Source organism: Gordonia paraffinivorans (genome assembly GCF_900683595.1).
GTDB lineage: Bacteria > Actinomycetota > Actinomycetes > Mycobacteriales > Mycobacteriaceae > Gordonia > Gordonia paraffinivorans.
The window spans coordinates 674,833-694,003 of sequence record NZ_CAACYD010000006.1 but is presented as its reverse complement, the minus strand read 5'-3'; the positions used below and the strand labels follow the sequence as shown (position 1 = coordinate 694,003).

The 19,171-nt window shown below is 68.8% G+C and carries 17 protein-coding genes and 1 pseudogene; 13 read left to right on the top strand and 5 right to left on the bottom strand.

What is annotated here, in order from left to right; all coding sequences use genetic code 11:
* Positions 1–54 precede the first annotated feature (54 nt).
* The 4 genes from E1P53_RS10090 to E1P53_RS10075 are packed head-to-tail and all read left to right on the top strand — an operon-like array spanning position 55 to position 3,745.
* Complete coding sequence (locus tag E1P53_RS10090; RefSeq protein WP_131734224.1) at positions 55–1,425, top strand: LLM class flavin-dependent oxidoreductase; 1,371 nt, start codon at positions 55–57, stop codon at positions 1,423–1,425.
* Positions 1,422–2,357 (top strand): sulfurtransferase, encoded by a 936-nt coding sequence (locus tag E1P53_RS10085; protein ID WP_131734223.1) that lies wholly within the window; start codon positions 1,422–1,424, stop codon positions 2,355–2,357. Before E1P53_RS10090 ends, E1P53_RS10085 begins: the two co-directional genes overlap by 4 nt.
* A complete protein-coding gene (locus tag E1P53_RS10080; protein WP_131734222.1) occupies positions 2,354–3,082 on the top strand; it encodes an HAD family hydrolase in 729 nt (242 codons plus the stop codon). Before E1P53_RS10085 ends, E1P53_RS10080 begins: the two co-directional genes overlap by 4 nt.
* Before the next feature lie 6 nt (positions 3,083–3,088).
* Positions 3,089–3,745, top strand: coding sequence for a GntR family transcriptional regulator (locus tag E1P53_RS10075; protein ID WP_131734221.1), 657 nt, complete (start codon positions 3,089–3,091; stop codon positions 3,743–3,745).
* A 98-nt stretch (positions 3,746–3,843) separates the two neighbouring features.
* Here the strand turns inward: E1P53_RS10075 and E1P53_RS10070 are convergent, their stop codons facing one another.
* Entirely contained in the window at positions 3,844–4,563 is a 720-nt protein-coding gene (locus E1P53_RS10070; RefSeq protein WP_131734220.1) for a cutinase family protein, read from the bottom strand.
* Positions 4,564–4,657: 94 nt separating this feature from the next.
* Here E1P53_RS10070 and E1P53_RS20450 point away from each other — a divergent pair.
* The 6 genes and pseudogenes from E1P53_RS20450 to lon all read left to right on the top strand — a co-directional run.
* A pseudogene (locus E1P53_RS20450) lies at positions 4,658–5,041 on the top strand (SRPBCC family protein); the annotation flags it as partial.
* A gap of 39 nt (positions 5,042–5,080) precedes the next feature.
* Entirely contained in the window at positions 5,081–5,464 is a 384-nt protein-coding gene (locus E1P53_RS20445; protein WP_051997248.1) for a RidA family protein, read from the top strand.
* 228 nt (positions 5,465–5,692) lie between these two features.
* On the top strand, positions 5,693–6,910 hold the full coding sequence (locus tag E1P53_RS10060) for a hypothetical protein (protein WP_244941182.1): 1,218 nt from the start codon (positions 5,693–5,695) through the stop codon (positions 6,908–6,910).
* Positions 6,907–8,268 (top strand): lipase family protein, encoded by a 1,362-nt coding sequence (locus tag E1P53_RS10055; protein WP_006901517.1) that lies wholly within the window; start codon positions 6,907–6,909, stop codon positions 8,266–8,268. The genes E1P53_RS10060 and E1P53_RS10055 overlap by 4 nt, the downstream gene beginning before the upstream one ends.
* Before the next feature lie 496 nt (positions 8,269–8,764).
* Positions 8,765–8,914 carry a hypothetical protein gene (locus E1P53_RS20440; RefSeq protein ID WP_165484418.1) on the top strand — a complete coding sequence of 50 codons (150 nt, stop codon included), beginning with the start codon at positions 8,765–8,767 and terminating at the stop codon, positions 8,912–8,914.
* Between the two features lie 96 nt (positions 8,915–9,010).
* Positions 9,011–11,338, top strand: a complete 2,328-nt coding sequence (lon, locus tag E1P53_RS10050) for an endopeptidase La (RefSeq protein WP_131734217.1) — start codon at positions 9,011–9,013, stop codon at positions 11,336–11,338.
* Positions 11,339–11,400: 62 nt separating this feature from the next.
* Here lon and E1P53_RS10045 read toward each other — a convergent pair whose 3' ends face one another.
* The 4 genes from E1P53_RS10045 to E1P53_RS10030 form a co-directional block, all read right to left on the bottom strand.
* On the bottom strand, positions 11,401–12,225 hold the full coding sequence (locus E1P53_RS10045; RefSeq protein WP_006901515.1) for a DUF1353 domain-containing protein: 825 nt from the start codon (positions 12,223–12,225) through the stop codon (positions 11,401–11,403).
* 67 nt (positions 12,226–12,292) lie between these two features.
* A complete protein-coding gene (locus tag E1P53_RS10040) occupies positions 12,293–13,555 on the bottom strand; it encodes a sulfotransferase family protein (RefSeq protein ID WP_131734216.1) in 1,263 nt (420 codons plus the stop codon).
* The gene (locus E1P53_RS10035) at positions 13,552–14,664 is read right to left on the bottom strand and encodes a DUF1214 domain-containing protein (RefSeq protein ID WP_131734215.1); all 1,113 of its coding nucleotides are present in this window, start codon (positions 14,662–14,664) and stop codon (positions 13,552–13,554) included. The genes E1P53_RS10040 and E1P53_RS10035 overlap by 4 nt, the downstream gene beginning before the upstream one ends.
* Positions 14,661–14,897 (bottom strand): hypothetical protein, encoded by a 237-nt coding sequence (locus E1P53_RS10030; protein ID WP_131734214.1) that lies wholly within the window; start codon positions 14,895–14,897, stop codon positions 14,661–14,663. The genes E1P53_RS10035 and E1P53_RS10030 overlap by 4 nt, the downstream gene beginning before the upstream one ends.
* 348 nt (positions 14,898–15,245) lie before the next feature.
* Between E1P53_RS10030 and dnaK the strand changes: the two genes are divergently transcribed.
* From dnaK to dnaJ, 3 genes are all read left to right on the top strand, one after another.
* Complete coding sequence (dnaK, locus tag E1P53_RS10025) at positions 15,246–17,096, top strand: molecular chaperone DnaK (RefSeq protein ID WP_131734213.1); 1,851 nt, start codon at positions 15,246–15,248, stop codon at positions 17,094–17,096.
* Positions 17,093–17,773, top strand: a complete 681-nt coding sequence (gene grpE, locus E1P53_RS10020; RefSeq protein WP_131734212.1) for a nucleotide exchange factor GrpE — start codon at positions 17,093–17,095, stop codon at positions 17,771–17,773. Before dnaK ends, grpE begins: the two co-directional genes overlap by 4 nt.
* Before the next feature lie 207 nt (positions 17,774–17,980).
* Positions 17,981–19,168, top strand: coding sequence for a molecular chaperone DnaJ (dnaJ, locus tag E1P53_RS10015; RefSeq protein ID WP_006901509.1), 1,188 nt, complete (start codon positions 17,981–17,983; stop codon positions 19,166–19,168).
* Positions 19,169–19,171 lie beyond the last annotated feature (3 nt).

Here is a 19,171-nt window from a genome sequence, read left to right as displayed (position 1 = left end):
GCCGACGACACGACCAGCCATCCCACCCCGATCCGTCACAAAGGAGCGAATGACATGTCCCGCAAGCAGATCCATCTGGCCGCATTCATGAATGCAGGTCCGCAGGGAACGGTCGGGTGGCGTCATCCGGAAGCCGGCGACGGTTTCCTCACCGCGGAGCACTACCTGCACATCGCCCGGGTCCTCGAAGACGCCAAGTTCGACATGGCCTTCGTGCCCGATGCGCTCGCCGTGCCGCGCAGCCTCGGCGGCTCGTTCGAGCCCGCGGTCAGATACGGCACCGGGACCCCGCGTCTGGACCCGATGACGGTCATCACCCTGATGAGCTCGGTGACCACGAGACTGGGTGTCGCGGCGACGATGTCGACCGGCTATCAGGAGCCCTACAACCTCGCCCGCTCGATGGGCACCCTCGACCATCTCAGCGGCGGCCGGGCCGGCTGGAACGTCGTCACCAGCTTCCAGGACGCGGAGGCGCAGAACTTCAACCAGGACAAGCTGCCCGACCGCGAGGACCGCTACGCCCGGGCCGAGGAGTTCCTCGAGGTCACCACCCGACTCTGGGACTCCTGGTCCGACGACGCGCTGATCCGGGACAAGGAATCCGGCCGGTTCGCGCGGCCGGAGGAGGTCGAGGCCATCGACCACAAGGGCCGCTTCTTCCAGGTGCAGGGGCCGCTGGGCGTTCCCCGGCCGCCGCAGGGCTACCCGGTCATCGTCCAGGCCGGGGCATCGCCGACCGGACGCGACTTCGCCTCCCGCTGGGCCGACGTCGTGTTCTGCAGTCACGAATCCCTCGAGAGCGCAATCGACTTCTACCGCGACATGAAGGAACGCGCCGCCGCACACGGTCGGGACCCCGAGCAGCTCAAGATCCTGCCCGCGGCGACCACCGTCGTCGGCGCCGACCACCGCGATGCGCTCGCCAAGCACGAGGAGTTCTTCGAGCTCGTCGACCCCGAGGCGGGACTGTCCCGACTGGCCTACCACGTCAACGTCGACCTCACGAAGTACGACCTCGACGGCCCGCTCCCGTCGCTCGAGGTCGTCGGCGTCGAAGGTCATTACCGTGAGGTCGTCGAGTTCGCCGAACGCGAGAAGCTCTCGATCCGCGAGATCGGCCGCTGGTACGGGGCACGCACCGAGGGCAACATGATCGGATCGGCCGCCGACATCGCCGACACGATGGAGCAGTGGATCGACGCCGGCGCCGCCGACGGCTTCATGATCCAGGCGACCCACGTGCCCGCGGCCTTCGAGGACTTCGCCACCCAGGTGGTGCCGGAGCTGCAGCGGCGCGGTCTGTTCCGCACCGAGTACGAGGGGGAGACCCTTCGCGAGAACCTGGGACTCGACCGACCCGAGCGGGGCGAATGGCGCAACCGTGCCAAGAGCGTCGCGGTGGCTCACGGGGCGACCGCGTGACGCAGGGCGTCACCGCGTCGTCCGGGGCGGTCGGGACCGGTTCGACGGGCCTCGGAGCCTCGCTCTCGGGTTCCCTGGTCTCTGCGGAATGGCTTCGCGACCATGCGGATTCGGTGGTGGTCCTCGACGCCAGCATCGCGCGGTCGGTGGACGCCGCCGGGCTGACGGTGTTCGATCCCGGCCACGAGGTGTTCCGGGCCGCTCACATCCCCGGGGCGCGGTTCGCCGACCTGTTCGCGACCTTCTCCGACCCCTCCTCGCCGATCGCGTTCACCAGGCCCACGGCCGCTCAGATGGCCGCCGCGGCCGCGGAACTCGGCATCACCCCGGCCGACGACATCGTCGTCTACGACCAGCTCAGCGGAGCCTACGCGGCGCGGGTCTGGCTGGTGCTGCGGTCGTTCGGATTCGAGCGCGCCCGGGTTCTCGACGGCGGTTTCGCCCGATGGGCCGCGCTGGGTTGCCCGATCGAATCCGGCGACCCCGCAGCGCCTGACGGGTCGGGACGTGCGATCGAACTCGCCGACCTCGGCACGTCGATCTTCGCCGGTCTCGACGAGGTCCGGTCGATCTCCGCGGACGAGGACTCGACGACGACGCTGATCTGCGCACTCCGGACCCCGGACTACACCGGTGAATCCGGCGGCGACCGTCCCGGCCACATCCCCGGCAGCCTGAGTGTGCCGTTTCCCGACCTGCTCTCCGACGACGGCACGTTCTCGCCGGAGCGGACACGAAAGGTTCTGGAAGGCGTCGGGATCGGGCCCGACTCCGACGTGGTCGTCTACTGCGGCGGCGGCATCAACGCATCGGGGGCGGCGCTGGCGTTCGTCGAGGCCGGATATCCGCTGCCGCGCGTCTACGACGGCTCCCTGAGCGAGTGGCGCAGCGATCCCGACCTCCTGCTCGTGACCGGACCGGATCCGCGATGACCCGCGAATCCGCGCAGACCCTGGTCATCTTCGACATCGACGGGACGCTGCTCGACTCGGCCGCCACCCACGACCGGGTGGCCATCGACGTCCTCGCCCGCCACGGACTCGATGTCCTCGCCAAGCCGTGGGAGGCCTACCGCGCCTTCACCGACTCGGCAGTGACCGGCGAGGTGTACCAGGACACGCACGGCGTGTCGGCGGACCCGGAGTTCATCGCGGAGCTGGAACGGCTGTACGACAAGGAATTCGACACCCACGTCGCCACCGGCGTGGTCGACGAGATCGCCGGCGCCCGAAAACTGCTGGCGGAGTTGGCCGACCGGGATGACGTGCACTGGGCGTTCGCCACCGGGTCGTTCCGCTCCCTCGCCCGGACCAAGCTGATGCTGCTCGGCGTCGACGCCGACGACGTGCCGCTGGCCACCGGAACCGAACACGACGACCGCGCCGCGATCGTGCTCGACGCCATCGGCCAGGCCACCCGCGGTCGCGCAGGTGACGACTGGCGGATGGTGATCCTCGGCGACGGCAAGTGGGACGAGCTCACGGCTCGCCGGCTGCGGATTCCGCTCGTGGGCGTGCAGACCGGCGCGCATCGGTTCGCGGAGGACACGGCACTCGTCGTCGACGATCTGACCTCGGTGCGCGTCGACACCCTCGTCGAACTGTCTGCGAGGATCGAGGGACTCGCACTGCCCGCCTCGAAGTCCCACGGAAGGTGACCGTCGATGAAGAGCGCCCGCGACGCGGTCTACGAAGCGCTGCACGAGCGTCTGACACACGGCTACTACCCCGCCGACGTCGTGCTGATCCCGCAGGCTCTCAGCGAGGAGTTCGGGGTCTCCCGGACCCCGGTGCGTGAGGCCCTGGGGCTGCTCGAGCGGAAGGGGCTGCTGGTCGCGGCGTCGCGGGGATTCGTCCTGCGCATCCGCAGCGACGAGGAGATGCTGGAGATCTTCGAGGTGCGGGCCATCCTGGAGTCGAGTGCGGCCGCCGCCGCGGCGGAGCGGCACACGCCCGTCGACGTCGCTCGTCTCAAGGAGGCGCTGGCGCTCAGCCGCAGCCAGACCGATCCGGCCGAGATCCGCCACGCTCTCAACGTGTTCCACGACTGTGTGATGCTCGCCGCGCACAACCAGACGATCTACAACCTGGAACGGGAGCTGCGGGACCAGATCAAGGTCGGCGCACCGTGGTTCACCCCGACGGGTCGGGAGAGCTTCGACAGTTCGGTGGACGAGCACGGTCAGATACTCGAGGCGATCATCGACGGCTCCGCCGAGAAGGCGCGGCTGCTGATGCTCGAACACCTCAACCACGATCGCGATGTACGTATCTCGCAGCTGGTGTCCCGATCGATGGGGGCCGACAAGCCCTCGTCGTGACCGGCCTCGGCGTCGGAACACGCCACGCGCGGCGGTCACGCGATGCCACGAGGGTGTTGCGTGACCGCCGAGGCGTCAGCGGGTGGTGGCCGACCGTCCTACACCCGGCGCGCGACGAAGCGGGCGCCGTCGAGCGTCATCCCGTTCACCGAATACAGGGTGTGCAGGGCGTTCGGCCCGCCGACCGGGGAACCGTCGCAGATGGTGTCGCCGGGGACGCAGAACCGGACCGTCCGCGAACGGTAGGGGGCCGCGACCTTCACCGGCGGTGCGCCGACGTCGTCGATGAACCGGTCCGACGGCGCCCCGAACAGAACGATCGCCTTCACGTTGCGGGCCAGGGTCGCCGGCAGCGGCGGCGGGACGTACCGGTTGTAGGCGGCGTACTGCGGGGGCAACTCGAGACCGGCGTGGACTGCATATCCCGCGACCACCGCGCCCTGCGAGTAGCCGCCGAGGACGACCTTGGTGGCGGGGCACTTCGCGGCGAGGTACTTGACGCGGTCCTGCGTCTTGCGCACCCCGTCGGTGACGGTGCGGGCGAACTCGAGGCGGTCGCCGAACCGGTCGCTCGCGGGGTAGGGGACGCCGTATCCGACGACCGACCTGCCCGGCAGCTGGCTGCGGACGGCCTCGACGAACGACAGTCCGGTGACGCCCAGCGGTGGTGCGGGCTCGACGGTGCCGCGGGCGAAGATCACCTCCACGTCGGCACACGGGGCGGCCTGGGCGTCCGGGGTCCCGACGGCCACTGCTCCCGTGGCCGCGGCAAACAGGCACAGGGCGGACACGCCGAGCCGTCTGATGGTTCTTCTCATGTTCGGGACACCTGTTCTCTCATCTCGTGTGCGGCGGTCGCGACGACATGACGTTCCCGCCACACGATGCCACCAAACCCGCGATCATCGGGGCATGTTCAGTCGACACGTCAGCACGGTGATCGAGGCCTCGGCGAAAGCCGTGTACGAGTTCGTCTCCGAACCGGACAATCTGCCGAAATGGGCTGGTGGCCTGGCCCGGTCGGAGGTGATCCGGCGCGGCGAGGAACTGATCGCCGAGTCGCCGATGGGCACCGTGACCGTCCGGTTCGTCCCGCGCAATCCCTTCGGGGTCGTCGACCACGATGTCGTGCTCCCCGACGGAGCGGTCGTGCACAACCCGCTGCGCGTCCTCGATCACCCCGATGGGGCCGAGGTGGTGTTCACGCTGCGGCAGCGCGACATGTCCGACGACGAGTTCGACCGCGACACCCGGATGGTCGAAGACGACCTCGCCCGGCTGCAGTCGTTACTCGAAGCGCGCGAGGAGGCCGACGGCGCCGCGACCGGGCCACCCATGCGCCGACTCGTCTCGTCGGGCTCGCCCTACGAGCCGGAGATCGGGTTCTCCCGCGCGGTCCGGGTGGGAGACCGCGTCCTGGTGTCGGGCACCGGACCGGTCTGGCCCGACGGCTCCTGCGACCCCGACGCCGAGGTCCAGGCACGACGCTGCCTGGAGATCATCGAGACCGCACTGACCGAGGCGGGGGCGACGCTCGCCGACGTCGTCCGAACCCGCATGTTCATCACGACGCCCGACGCGGCCGCGGGCGTGAGCCGTGCGCACGGCGCCGTGTTCGGAGAGATCCGCCCGGCGGCGACGATGATCATCGTCGCCGGGCTCCTCGATCCCCGGTGGGTCGTCGAGATCGAGGCGGAGGCGCGGCCCGGTTCGGCCTGACCTTTTCGAGGAGCGCGCGGTCACCGCACGAAACCCGGTATGTCCTGGTACTTCTTTTGGCCGCGGCCGGGTTTTCGAGGATTTGGCCACAGTTGCCGTCCAGAATTGGTCTCTGACAACACCACGCACTAGATTCACTTCGGTTATCCGAATGTGATTCGGCCGTGATGGTCGGTGCCTGGAAACGGGAGCGTCGTGAACAAGCTCGTTCGTGCGTCGGTGTGCGCAATGGTGTCGGTGGTGGTCGCCCTCGGCTCCTACCTGGGAGGCGGCGTCGCAACCGCCGACACCCTGGATTCCTATCTGAACCTGCCCCTCGTCAACCGGGATGCGTCGCAGGGCCCGGGTGGCGTCCACCCGAAGCTGCCGACGGACCCGAAGGTGCTGCAGAAGCTCGTCGACGAGGCCCGGGACCGCGGTCTGCCGCCGTCGTCGTACACCGCGCTGCTGTTCCAGTACTGGCTGGTCGACACCACCACGCGCGCCGGCATCGACCTCGCCTCGTGGGATCCGCGCAAGGGCGTCGCGGCCAACCACCAGAACCTGCTGAAGTCCTACCGCTACTACGAGGACCTGCAGTTGGCGCACCGTGAGCTGCAGTGGGCCGGCATGGGCGGACTGGTCGGCGCCGACTTCGGCGGCGGCCTCCTCGATTACAAGGACGCCACCGAGATCTACGAGTTCACCCGTCTGCAGCCGGTCGTCCAGGCGATCGTCGCGAAGGTGAACGAGCTCGCCGGCAAGCAGGCCGTCGACAGCCTGCCGGCCGGCCTGCCCGCGCTCGCACGCGTCGGAGCCAAGATCACCACCGACGACCTGCGCATCGTGCAGGGGCAGATCCTGGTGATGCAGAAGAACATCTTCTCCGACCTCATGCCGATGCACCGCGCCTATGTGTCCGGCGGCCTGCCGGCGCTGCGGGAGATGCACGAGGCCGGGATCTTCGACGACGAGATCATGCACCACTGGGAAGGCATCGCCTCCAAGGATCCGGAGCGGGTCGCCGCCGGCAACGCCCGTCTTCTCCAGCGTGAGCAGGGCGAGGTCATCAAGAAGCAGTGGGATGCCACCCGCAACTACCGGAACGGGGTCGGCGAGGCGATGACCTACGCCAGCACCATCCTCGCCGCGCCGTCGGTGGCCGGTGTGGTCCCGCCGCGCGACATCAACCAGGTGCAGGTGACCGGCCGCGCCCTCGACGGCCGCAAGGCCATCGTGACCCTGCCGCTGCCGGAGTGGAACTGGTCGGTCTACGAAGACCGCTGGGAGTACATCACCGAGCAGCTGCTGCCGAAGTACAAGTACCAGGTCGAGCACAACTGGCCGGCTCTGAGCGCCGCGATGCGCGTCCCGTACTTCGAGCAGATGGAAACCCACCGTCCCACCCGTAACCTGCTGCCGCTCTTCCAGTCGGTTCTGACCTCGATCAAGGTGACCTACCAGTGATTTCAACCAGCGCACGCGCCACCCGTCGGATCACGGTCGCGGCCGTCATCGCGATCGTCCTGTCCGGCGTCGGACTCGTCGCCCCGGCAGCCGCGGCCCCCAATCGGACCCCGGAGCCGGGCGAGGTGTTCAACGGCTTCTTCCTCAAGGCCATGCGCGACGGCCGGATGGGCAGCCCGCAGGAGATCGCCGAGCCGCTGCTCGAGCCGTTCCTGCGGACCGACAAGTTCTACGACGAGCCGAAACTGAAGGGCACCGAGAAGCCCGGCGACGTGCTGAAGGCCAAGAAGGTCGCCATCCAGTTCATGGGCTACCGCCCCGGCAACCTCGACGCCTACAAGCTCATGTACGTGACGCGCGGCCTGCACGACGAGCCGGAGATCTCCACCGGCCTGCTCGTCATCCCGCGTGACGGGCGCTCGGACAAGACCCGCCCCATCATCGGCTACCAGCTGGCCAACGACAGCGTCGGCGCGTACTGCCACCCCGGCACCATGTTCACCGGCGGCGACATCATGGACGGCGCCTCGTGGTCGGCGCTCGGCCCGCTCGCGCAGTTCTTCGACAAGGGTTACGCGGTCATGATGAGCGACGTCGGCAACGACGGCGACCCCAAGCCGCACGGCGTCTTCGCCGGCAAGTTCGCGGGCAAGGCGCTGCTCGACGGTCTGCGCGCCGCGATCGGCAACGACAAGACCCAGCTGTCGGCGTCGTCGCCGATCGGCGTGTTCGGCATCGCCGGCGGCGGTGTGGGCGCGGCCTTCGCCGCCGAGAACGCCAAGAAGTATGCGCCCGAGCTGAACATCAAGGGCTACGTCCTCGAGGGCATGGTCGTGGACCAGAAGAACTTCATCGCGACCGCCGACGGCTCGGTCGGTTCGGCCTTCGTCCTCGCCACGCTGCTCGGTCTCGAACCGCGCTACCCGGAGATGAAGCTCAACGAGAAGTTCACGCCGGCCGGTCGGGCCATCGCCGACGTCTTCCGCACCCAGTGTCAGACCCCGGCGTACTTCACGATGCCGTTCATCCCGATGAACACGATGTTCAAGAGCGGGCAGAACCCGGCCGACATCGCCGACTTCCAGCACGTCTACGAGGACAACCGGCTCGGCAAGGGCACGCCGAGTGCTCCGGTCCTGATCGCCTCGTGCGCCAAGGACGACTCGATCATGTCGCTGGTCCCGGCCAAGGACTCCAAGAAGCTCGCGGAGGACTACCGCTCCCGCGGTGCCGAGGTCGACTACCAGCCCACCGACTGCAACATGCTCCGGTTCCTCACCAACCTCTACGGCTGGGGAACCGACCTGTTCGGCATGCAGACGATGGACTGGCTGGCCGAGAAGCTGGCCGAGAAGTAGGGGCTTTTGGCTCGTAGTCGCGTTTTCCGCGACTACGAGCCACCTTCCACGACGCCGTGACCTCACCCCGAGGTCGCGGCGTCGATGTGTTTCCGGGACAAGCCCTGCCCGACGACAGATCGTCCGGCACCCGGAACTGACGCCGCCTATTCTCCGGATGCGTAGCCGCGTCGCCACCGGACCGGCGACCACCAGGTCGTCGGGCCCGACGAGGCCATCGCCGTCGATGCCATGAATTCACAGCGCGGGGTCGAGCCCCGCAGTCGCGCCCTCGATTGGGCGTGAAGCCGTGTGGCAGTCGGGAATTGGGTTACCCGCCAGTACGTCCGGTGTGTCGCCTGTGCGCCATGTGTGTGGTACATATTGTGACCTCGGACACCGGCGTCCGAGGTTTGTCCGCACGGAGGTTCAGCCCCATGTCCCTCGTTCTGTTGTCGGCCCGCCGACAGACGTCCCTCGGCCACGGCTCCGCCACGACGCGGCCCGGAGGCCGGTCGTGACGGCGCGAACGGTGTGGGACGCGCTCAAGATCTCCGCGGGTGTCCTCGTCACGGCGGCAGCGTTCATCGTCGGGTTCTTCGTTCTCCTGGTCGCCCAGTTCGTCGTGTTCGCGGCACGTCTCGCCGTCGATCTCCCGGGTACCTGAGCGTCGGGACGCCATTTCGCCCCTGGCATACATCAGTCGGGAACAAACTTCCAGCCACCTGGGTTGAGTCGAACAGACTTAACTCTGGAGGCTTACATGACGCAGACATATTCACTACCGGTGCTGTTCGTGCCGGACGTCGTCATGCTGCCCGGCATGGTCGTGCCCATCCCGCTCGACGACGCCGCGCAGGCCACGATCGACGCCGCCCGGGCGAGCGAGTCCGGCAAACTCCTGGTCGCTCCACGGCTGGAGGACCGGTACCCCACCTACGGGGTCATCGCGTCGATCGTGCAGGTCGGACGCATCCCGGGCGGCAGTGCGGCCGCGGTCGTCAAGGGCGAGAAGCGGGCGCAGATCGGAACCGGGACCCCGGGCCACGGCGCCGCGTTGTGGGTCGAGGTGACCGAGGTCGACGAGCCGGAGGTCACCGACGAGGTCCGCACGCTGGCCGGCGAGTACAAGAAGCTCGTCCTCGCCATGTTGCAGCGCCGCGAGGCGTGGCAGCTGATCGACGCCGTGAACAAGATGACCGATCCGTCGGCCCTTGCCGACACCTCGGGCTACGCATCGTGGCTGACCGACGCCCAGAAGCGACAGCTGCTGGAGACGCCGGACACCGCCGCGCGGTTGCGCGTGCTCATCGAGTGGACCACCGACCACCTCGCCGAGACCGAGGTCAGCGAGAAGATCGCCGAGGACGTTCGCGCGGGGATGGACAAGCAGCAGAAGGAATTCCTGCTGCGCCAACAACTGGCGGCCATCCGCAAGGAACTCGGTGAGGACGAACCCGACGGCGCCGACGACTACCGCAAGCGCGTCGAGGAGGCCGACCTTCCGGACAAGGTGCGCGAGGCCGCACTGCGCGAGGTCGGCCGGCTCGAACGGGCCAGCGACCAGTCGCCGGAGACCGGATACATCCGTACCTGGCTCGACACCGTCCTGGACCTGCCGTGGAATGTCCGCACCGAGGACTCCACGGACATCCAGGGAGCCCGCGAGATCCTCGACGCCGACCATCACGGACTGGAGGACGTCAAGGACCGCATCGTCGAATACCTGGCCGTCCGCGCCCGGCGTGCCGAGCGCGGCCTGCAGGTCGTCGGCGGCCGGGGGTCGGGCGCGGTGATGGTGCTGGCCGGTCCTCCCGGTGTCGGCAAGACGTCGCTCGGCGAGAGCGTCGCCCGGGCCCTCGGGCGCAAGTTCGTGCGCGTCGCACTCGGCGGTGTGCGCGACGAGTCCGAGATCCGCGGCCACCGCCGCACCTACGTCGGCGCGATGCCCGGACGCATCGTGCGGGCGATCGCCGAGGCCGGTTCGATGAACCCGGTCGTGCTGCTCGACGAGATCGACAAGGTCGGCTCGGATTACCGGGGCGACCCGGCCGCGGCCCTGCTCGAGGTCCTCGACCCCGCGCAGAACCACACCTTCCGCGACCACTACCTCGATCTCGACCTCGACCTGTCCGACGTGCTGTTCCTCGCGACCGCGAACGTCGTCGAGAACATCCCGACGGCCCTGCTGGACCGGATGGAGCTCGTCACGCTCGACGGCTACACCGAGGACGACAAGGTCGCCATCGCCCGCGACTACCTGCTCCCGCGGCAGGCCGAGCGGGCGGCACTGACCACCGACGAGGTCACCGTCACAGAGGAGGCGTTGCGCGAGATCGCGGCGAACTACACCCGGGAACCCGGTGTGCGACAGTTCGAGCGGCTCCTCGCCAAGGCTTTGCGCAAGGTGGCGACGAAGCTCGCACAGGGAACGGCGACACCGCCGGTCGTGATCGACAAGCCCGACCTGCGCGAGTACCTCGGGCGGCCCCGGTTCACGCCGGAGTCGGCCGAGCGGACCGCGGTGCCCGGCGTGGCGACGGGCCTCGCCGTCACAGGGATGGGCGGCGACGTCCTCTTCATCGAGGTCAACGCCACCGACGGAGAGCCCGGGCTGAAGCTCACCGGCCAGCTCGGCGACGTCATGAAGGAGTCGGCGCAGATCGCGCTGTCCTACGTCCGGGCCCACGCCGAGCAACTCGGCGTCGACCCGAAGGCCCTCGACAAGACCATCCACGTGCACGTCCCGGCCGGGGCGGTGCCCAAGGACGGTCCGAGTGCCGGCGTCACCATGGTCACCGCGCTGGTGTCGATGGCGACCGGGCGCCGCGTCCGGGCCGACGTCGGCATGACCGGTGAGGTCACGCTGAACGGCCGGGTCCTGCCGATCGGCGGGGTGAAGCAGAAGCTGCTCGCCGCGCAACGCAACGGGCTGAAGACCGTCTTCATCCCGCAGCGCAACGAGCCCGACCTCGACGACGTGCCGGCGGAGGTCCTCGACGCCCTCGACGTCCGCCCGATGACCGATGTCGCCGAGATCGTCGCGCAGGCACTGGAACCGGCGGCCGGCGAACAGGTCGCGGCCGCCTGACGACCGATGACGGAGCGGGGCGTCGTCCGGAGAAAACCGGACGGCGCCCCGTCGTCATGTGGTCAGCGCAGCCGCAATGCCCTGGCCACGGACTCCAGCACCAGGTAGACGATTCCCGCGAGACCGGCCGCCGCCCCGGCCGGCACCAGCCACAGCGCGCCGACCGCGGCGATGAGACCGGCCATCCACTGTCTCCCCCAGAGCGGGGCCGCGACGACGATCAGCGCCAGCGCCGCCACGAGCGTCCAGACCGGCTGGGAGACCGGCCACGGCCAGTCGAAGACCAGCGCGCCGAGCGAGCCGACGAACGTGGTGATGCCGACGACGCTCAGCGCCAGCCACACCACCAGGCTCAGGCGTCGCAAACCTCCTGCGACCCAGCGTGTCCGGAGCGCCACCGCCGACCACATGATCCATCGCTTGAGCCACGGGACTCCCGAGGTCCGCATCATCTCCCGGAAGAAGCGGTCGGCGAGGGCATCGCTGCGCAACGATCCGGAGTTGGCCGAGTCGGTGATGAGCTCGTCGTGCAGGATCGCCGCCAGCGTGTGACGGCCGTACGGGTCCTCGAACCACCGCATGAAGCGCGGAATCGACGCCAGGTCGGTGGGATTGTCCTCACTGGGCACGAAGGTGCGGGCGTCGTCGATCGCCCGGCGCGCCTCGCTCTCGCCCATGCCGTTGCGGACCAGCAGCGCGAACAGGTCCTTCATCACGGCGCGGTCGGAGTGGCGAAAGGCATTGCGGACGACGAAATGCCGGTCGTCGACCTGGACCATCTCGACGCTTCCCCGGCCCGAGGGGTCATCGACCTCGAAACCCGAGTCGGGCGCGACCCGCCATGGAACCCAATTCGATCCGGCATCTGTCCGCGTGGTGTCGCTCATGCCGCCTCCAGCCCTCGACACCAGCGAACATAACCCCGCCGGATGGTGAATACCAGACCCCGACCGGTCAGGACACCCGCGACGACGTCCACTCGGCCACGGCGTCGGTGTAGAACCTCATCCGCTCCCGCAGTGCGTCCGGGTCGATCCCGAATTCCTCGGGCGTGTACCGGTGTTTCCCCTTGCCATGGCGCGGCTGCTCGGCGTTGTGCTCGGCGAGCATCGTCGTGATGTCCGGAGGGTCGACATCGGCAGCGGCATAGACCAGGCCGACGGCCTCCTCCGGGCGCGCCACCAGATCCCGATAGTCGATGTCCACGATCGTCGCCGATCGTGCTGCGGTCGAACCCCGGACCTCCACTGCGCGCCGGAACCACAGCTCGGACTGTTCGGTCTGGAACCACCCGACGTCGTGGCCGTCGACCTCGTCGCTGTAGGTCGACCGGTACGTGGCGAAGAGGCTGGCCCCCGACGCGACGGTCTCGACGACGTCGCGGTGCAGGTGCACGACGCAGACGCCGGGGTAGGTGGTGGCCAGATGCGCCAGTTCCGGCGTGTGCGCCGGCGCCTTCAACAGCCATCGCCGCCCCGAACAGTCGTCGAGGATCTGCAGCATGGTCCGATGCGCGGCGTACTCCCCGCCGAAGTCCTGGGTGGCCAGCCACCGGGCGTAGGAGTCCAGGCGGGTGGTGGAGCTCAGGGCCCAGTTCCGCATGGTCGTGCCCATGCCCAGGACGCACTCCTCGGGCAGCGCCGGACCGGAGTCGTGGACCGCGGCCATCGACGGATTGAGCAGATGCAGCGGATTCGGCTCGGCCGCCTGGGTTTCGATGAGCTCCTCGCGCTCGGCGGGGGAGAGCTTCGCGACCCGCCACGGCGCGTACAGCTCGACCGGCCGCGGCGCGCGAAACCGCGGGTCGCGCGCCAGGAGGCGGAACAGGAAGGTCGTGCCGGTACGCCACCCGCCGATGATCACGATCGGTGGGGCGACCTCGCGCTCGGCGACTCCCGGGTTCTCGCGCAGGACCCTGCCGAAGATCGAACGGGCCCGAAGTTTCCCGACCATGGCGTTCTGCGCGTTGCGTATTCCGACGGCGTTCAACCGCCCGTCCTCGGCCGCCGACTCCAGATACCGTTCGAGCCCGGGGCGCCAGTGCCGGGGATCTCCCAGGGCATCGACGCCGTGCGTAGCGGCAGCCTTCTCGACGAGGAGGTCGGCGGCATCCGCGCCGAGTCGGTACCGCTCGGGCCGGGCGGCCCGGTCGGCCTCGGCCGCGGCATGCATCCTCGCGGCGACCTCGCTGCGCGGTGGGGGAGTCCAGGCCGTCATCGCCGTCCTCTCAACTCGTCCAGGGAGACCACGCGTGTCGTCGGGAGGGGAGGGGTCGTCGCGGGGTGGAGGAAGCGCATCACCACGATCCCGAAATCCCTTCCCTCCGAGTCGATCCAGTCGCCGTTGCCGGGGTCCTCGGCGGCGACGACGAACCGGTAGCGGCCGTCGGCGACGGTTGCGGTCGCTCCCGTGTAGGAGACCGTCCGGTGCCGGAAGTCGAGCGAGTTGAGAAATCGGCTGTAGGCGAGGATGTTCCAGTAGCGGCAGTCCACCACCTCGCCCTCGATCACCAGGGCCTGTCCGGCGCCCAGTCGCCAGCCGCCGCGCAGGTAGTGGATGCCCGGTTCGGTGAACACCGCACCGCCGGCCATCTCCGACCAGTGGCGCAGGACGTTCGGCGGATCGAGGTCGTCTCGCACCGACGCCTCGAAGATCGTCGGGAGCATCGACGTGGTCGCCGACACCGTGGCGAGCGCGGAGCCGAAGCGCACCGGATCGATCGGCGGCGGCGTTCCGGGGTCCTCCAGCGGCTCGATCTCGGCCCAGCCCGGCCGGTCCCGTGCCACGTCGTCGTGGAAGAAGCGAACCCACACCACCCCGGACCGTTCCGGCAGCGTCAGCCGGTCGGCGGACCCGGAGTCGGTCCCGGGGTCGGCCCCGCCGAGGACGATCTCGAACCCGCCCTCGTCGTCGAAGGCGATGGCGTCGCTGTCGAGGCGGTCGGTCGCCTCGGCGCCGATGCCGCCGGTGCGCCGATAGGCGGTGACGGACATGTACGTCGCATCGCCGCGGTTGCCTCGGATGCGGTAGCGGCGGTCGCCGCGGACCTCGGTCACCCAGTACCGAAAATCCGGGTTGTCCATCAAGAACTTCTGTCGCCACCCGTTGAACGGGACGAGTTCGGGGCGCTCGCGGTCGGTCTCGATGCGCGACAGCAGATTCGACAGGCCGCGGAGGAGAGCCCGGAATCCGTCGGCCTGCTCGGCCGGATCGAGTTCGGAGGTGTCGGCGGCGAGCTTCTCGCCGGCCGTCCGCAGGGCGTCGACCAGTCCGTTCCACGCCGCCACCTCGGGACGCGAATCCCGGTCGTCCGCCGAGGGGCTCACGACGGGCGGACCGGGTCGTCGTGCCGGTGGTGCGGTCCCGTGTCGTCGACGAGGACGCCCGGTCCGGCGGCGACCACCGCAGGGGTGGCGTCGAGCACGGCGCGCACCGAGGCCGTGGCGATGGGGTTGGTGTGTCCCGTCCCCATCCCGACCTCGCCCGGTCCCCACGCCGCGATGCGGTGGGTCCGTCCGGTCGTGTCGGGGGCGGTGCGGGCCGGGCCGGTCAGCGTCATGGATGGTCCTCGCAGGGAGTGGGGAAGTGGAACCGGGCGATTCCTGTTGGAATCTGCCGGTCCGGGCCTGATGTGTCAAGCATCACACCCATGCATCGCAAAATTGAGCGGAATCCGCTCAACTCTTTCCGGGAACCGGGAACAAACCCTGAACGGGGCCCGTTACACACTTCGAGAAACCTGAGTGAGAGGGACTCAAGTAGGTTTGACTCGACGCCCCGCTTTCAGTAGGACATTGAGTCGGATGCACTGAAGTCCGCCTCGTAGGGTTCGGACATCATCCCCGCGTCCACCGACCGCGGGGGCACAAGGACTTGGGTGCACACCCACGAACTAGGAGGAAGCCATATGTCTCGTGCTGTTGGAATCGACCTCGGCACCACCAACTCTGTCGTCGCGGTGCTCGAGGGCGGCGAGCCGACCGTCATCGCCAACGCCGAGGGCTCGCGGACCACGCCGTCCGTGGTCGCCTTCGCGCGCAACGGTGAGGTTCTGGTCGGCCAGCCCGCGAAGAACCAGGCCGTCACGAACGTCGATCGCACCATCCGCTCGGTCAAGCGCCACATGGGCGACAACGACTGGAAGGTCGAGATCGACGACAAGAAGTACACCCCGCAGGAGATCAGCGCGCGCACGCTCATGAAGCTCAAGCGCGACGCCGAGGCCTACCTCGGTGAGGACGTCACCGACGCCGTCATCACCGTGCCCGCGTACTTCAACGACGCCCAGCGTCAGGCCACCAAGGAAGCCGGCCAGATCGCCGGCCTCAACGTGCTCCGCATCGTCAACGAGCCGACCGCCGCGGCGCTGGCGTACGGACTCGACAAGGGCGAGAAGGAGCAGACCATCCTGGTCTTCGACCTCGGTGGCGGTACCTTCGACGTCTCGCTGCTGGAGATCGGCGACGGTGTCGTCGAGGTCCGTGCGACCTCGGGTGACAACAACCTCGGTGGTGACGACTGGGATCAGCGCATCGTCGACTGGCTCGTCGAGAAGTTCAAGCAGAGCCACGGCATCGACCTGACCAAGGACAAGATGGCCATGCAGCGTCTGCGTGAGGCTGCCGAGAAGGCCAAGATCGAGCTGTCCGCATCGCAGAGCACCTCGATCAACCTGCCCTACATCACCGTCGACGCCGACAAGAACCCGCTGTTCCTCGACGAGCAGCTGACGCGCGCGGAGTTCCAGAAGATCACCTCTGACCTGCTGGACCGCACCCGTGCGCCGTTCCAGGCCGTCATCAAGGACGCGGGCATCTCGGTCAACGACATCGACCACGTGGTCCTCGTCGGCGGCTCGACCCGTATGCCGGCCGTCACCGACCTGGTCAAGGAACTGACCGGCGGCAAGGACCCCAACAAGGGCGTCAACCCGGACGAGGTCGTCGCCGTGGGCGCGGCCCTGCAGGCCGGTGTCCTGCGCGGTGAGGTCAAGGACGTGCTGCTGCTCGACGTGACCCCGCTGTCGCTGGGTATCGAGACCAAGGGCGGCGTGTTCCACAAGCTGATCGAGCGCAACACCACCATCCCGACCAAGCGGTCGGAGGTCTACACCACCGCCGAGGACAACCAGCCGTCGGTGCAGATCCAGGTGTACCAGGGCGAGCGCGAGATAGCCGCGCACAACAAGCTGCTCGGCAGCTTCGAGCTCGGCGGCATCGCTCCCGCGCCGCAGGGTGTCCCGCAGATCGAGGTGACCTTCGACATCGACGCCAACGGCATCGTGCACGTCACCGCGAAGGACAAGGGCACCGGCAAGGAGAACTCGATCCGCATCCAGGACGGCTCCGGCCTGTCCAAGGAGGAGATCGACCGCATGATCAAGGACGCCGAGGCGCACGCCGAGGAGGACCGCAAGCGTCGCGAGGAGACCGAGACCCGCAACCAGGCGGAGTCGCTGGTCCACACGACCGAGAAGTTCCTCAAGGACAACGAGGACAAGGTCCCGGCCGAGGTCAAGGAGAAGGTCGAGTCCGCGATCGAAGGCGCCAAGGAAGCCCTCAAGGGCACCGACACCGCCGCGATCCGCTCCGCGATCGAGAAGCTCTCGGAGGAGTCGCAGGCCCTCGGCCAGGCGATCTACGCCAACGCCGCTGCGGAGTCGCCGAACGGTGAGGCCGCGTCCGGCGCCGCCGACAGCGGTGAGTCCGATGTCGTCGACGCCGAGGTCGTGGACGAAGACGCAAAGGAGAACAAGTGACCACAGGACCCGATCAGACGAACGGGTCCGGTGAGCAGGAGCCGGTCACGGTGACCGACCGTCGTCGCATCGACCCGGAGACGGGCGAGGTGCGCGACGAGTCGGCCGCCGGGCCCGGCCCGGCCGAGGCCGAACCCGTCGCGGACGAGAAGGACAAGGCATCGGCAGACGGCGCCGAGCGGGCGGAGTCCGGGGAGTCGGACGCCCGCATCGCGGAACTGCTGGCGGACCTGCAGCGTGAACGCGCCCAGTTCGCCAACTTCCGCCGGCGCGCGGACGAGGAGAAGCAGGGATCGATCGCCTACGGCAAGCAGATCCTGATCGAAAAGCTCCTCCCGATCCTCGACGACCTCGATCGTGCGCGTGAGCACGGCGATCTCGAGTCCGGCCCGCTGAAGATGTTCGCCGACAAGCTCGTCGCGGTGCTGACCGCCGAAGGGCTCGCGCCCTTCGCCGCTCCCGGCGAGGAGTTCAACCCCGAACTCCACGAGGCGGTCCAGCACGACGGGACCGGCGAACACCCGGTCATCGGCCAGGTCTACCGCTGCGGTTACCGGCTGGGCGAGAAGGTGATCCGCACCGCCATGGTGACGGTCACCGATCCCGAGCCCGGAGCCGCGCCGGCGGGTGGCGCGGGCGATCAGCCGGGTGCCGACGCTCAGGCCGGTGCAGAATAAAGCGACCGTCGAGAACCGGGCGGATCGCCTGTCGCTCCCGGATGTTCGAGGAGTTCGAGCGACGAGCCACGAAGGGCTCGGCCCTTCGTGGCTCGTCCCGCACGACCCCCGGGGATCGGGTGGTCCCCCGGCTCGCGGCCGGCGGCCGCGAGTCCACAACTGAATCAACAATCCAGACAACAGAAGACTTGAAGGAGGTGACGTCTGGTGGCTCCCCAACGAGAGTGGTTGGAACACGACTTCTACAAGGACCTGGGCGTTGCTTCTGACGCTTCGGCTGAAGAGATCAAGAAGGCCTATCGCAAGCTCGCGCGCGAGCTGCACCCGGATGCCAATCCCGGGGACCCGGAGGCCGAAGAGCGCTTCAAGCGGGTGTCCGAAGCCCACAGCGTGCTGAGCGATCCCGAGAAGCGCAAAGAGTACGACGAGACGCGAGCGATGTTCGCCGGCGGGCGATTCCGCGGCGGCAACGGATTCCCCGGCGGATTCGGCGGCGGCGGTACGACCTACACGACGGGCGGTGCGGATTTCGATCTCGGCGACCTGTTCGGCGGTACGGGCGGCAGCGGCGGTATCGGTGATCTCTTCGAGGGTCTCTTCAACCGTGGCGGCGGAACCCAGCGCACGTCGACGGCCAGCCGTCCGCGTCGCGGGAAGGATCTCGAAACCGAGACCACGCTGTCGTTCAAGGACGCGGCACTCGGCACGACCGTCCCGCTGCGGGTCACGAGCCCGTCGCCGTGTACGACCTGTCATGGCTCGGGCGCCAAGCCCGGCACCAGCCCGCGGGTGTGCCCGAGGTGCAACGGCTCGGGCTTCGTCAGCCGCAACCAGGGCGCCTTCGGGTTCAGCGAACCCTGCCAGGACTGCCAGGGCACCGGCTCCCGCATCGACGACCCGTGCACCGACTGCAGCGGCACCGGTGTGAAGGTTCGCGCTCGGACGATCAACGTGCGCATCCCCGCCGGTGTCGAGGACGGACAGCGCATCCGGCTCGCCGGGCAGGGCGAGGCCGGTCGTCGCGGGGCGCCGTCGGGAGACCTGTACGTGGTCGTCCACGTGACGCCGCACAAGTACTTCACGCGAAGCGGCAACGACCTGCGCGTGACGCTGCCGGTGCGGTTCTCCGAACTCGTTCTCGGGGCGACGGTCTCGGTGCCGACGCTCGACGGTTCGGTGGGCGTCAAGATCCCGCCCCACACGACCGACGGCCGGACCCTGCGTGTGCGGGGCCGCGGCGTGCCCAAGCGTTCGGGAGGCGCCGGCGACCTGCTGGTGACCCTGAAGGTTGCGGTGCCCGACAAGCTCGACGAGGCTGCGCTCGAGGCGATGCGTGCCTACGACAAGGCCGAGCGGGAGAGCGGATTCGACCCACGGGCCGACTGGGGGCGATGAGTG

What these genes read in the sequence shown, in the direction of transcription:
- E1P53_RS10090 (WP_131734224.1), top strand. Translation starts at nt 55, where the DNA reads ATGTCCCGCAAGCAGATCCATCTGGCCGCATTCATGAATGCAGGTCCG.
- E1P53_RS10080 (WP_131734222.1), top strand. Translation starts at nt 2,354, where the DNA reads ATGACCCGCGAATCCGCGCAGACCCTGGTCATCTTCGACATCGACGGG.
- E1P53_RS10075 (WP_131734221.1), top strand. Translation starts at nt 3,089, where the DNA reads ATGAAGAGCGCCCGCGACGCGGTCTACGAAGCGCTGCACGAGCGTCTG.
- E1P53_RS10070 (WP_131734220.1), bottom strand. Translation starts at nt 4,563, where the DNA reads ATGAGAAGAACCATCAGACGGCTCGGCGTGTCCGCCCTGTGCCTGTTT.
- E1P53_RS20445 (WP_051997248.1), top strand. Translation starts at nt 5,081, where the DNA reads ATGCGCCGACTCGTCTCGTCGGGCTCGCCCTACGAGCCGGAGATCGGG.
- E1P53_RS10060 (WP_244941182.1), top strand. Translation starts at nt 5,693, where the DNA reads ATGGTGTCGGTGGTGGTCGCCCTCGGCTCCTACCTGGGAGGCGGCGTC.
- lon (WP_131734217.1), top strand. Translation starts at nt 9,011, where the DNA reads ATGACGCAGACATATTCACTACCGGTGCTGTTCGTGCCGGACGTCGTC.
- E1P53_RS10045 (WP_006901515.1), bottom strand. Translation starts at nt 12,225, where the DNA reads ATGAGCGACACCACGCGGACAGATGCCGGATCGAATTGGGTTCCATGG.
- E1P53_RS10040 (WP_131734216.1), bottom strand. Translation starts at nt 13,555, where the DNA reads ATGACGGCCTGGACTCCCCCACCGCGCAGCGAGGTCGCCGCGAGGATG.
- E1P53_RS10030 (WP_131734214.1), bottom strand. Translation starts at nt 14,897, where the DNA reads ATGACGCTGACCGGCCCGGCCCGCACCGCCCCCGACACGACCGGACGG.
- dnaK (WP_131734213.1), top strand. Translation starts at nt 15,246, where the DNA reads ATGTCTCGTGCTGTTGGAATCGACCTCGGCACCACCAACTCTGTCGTC.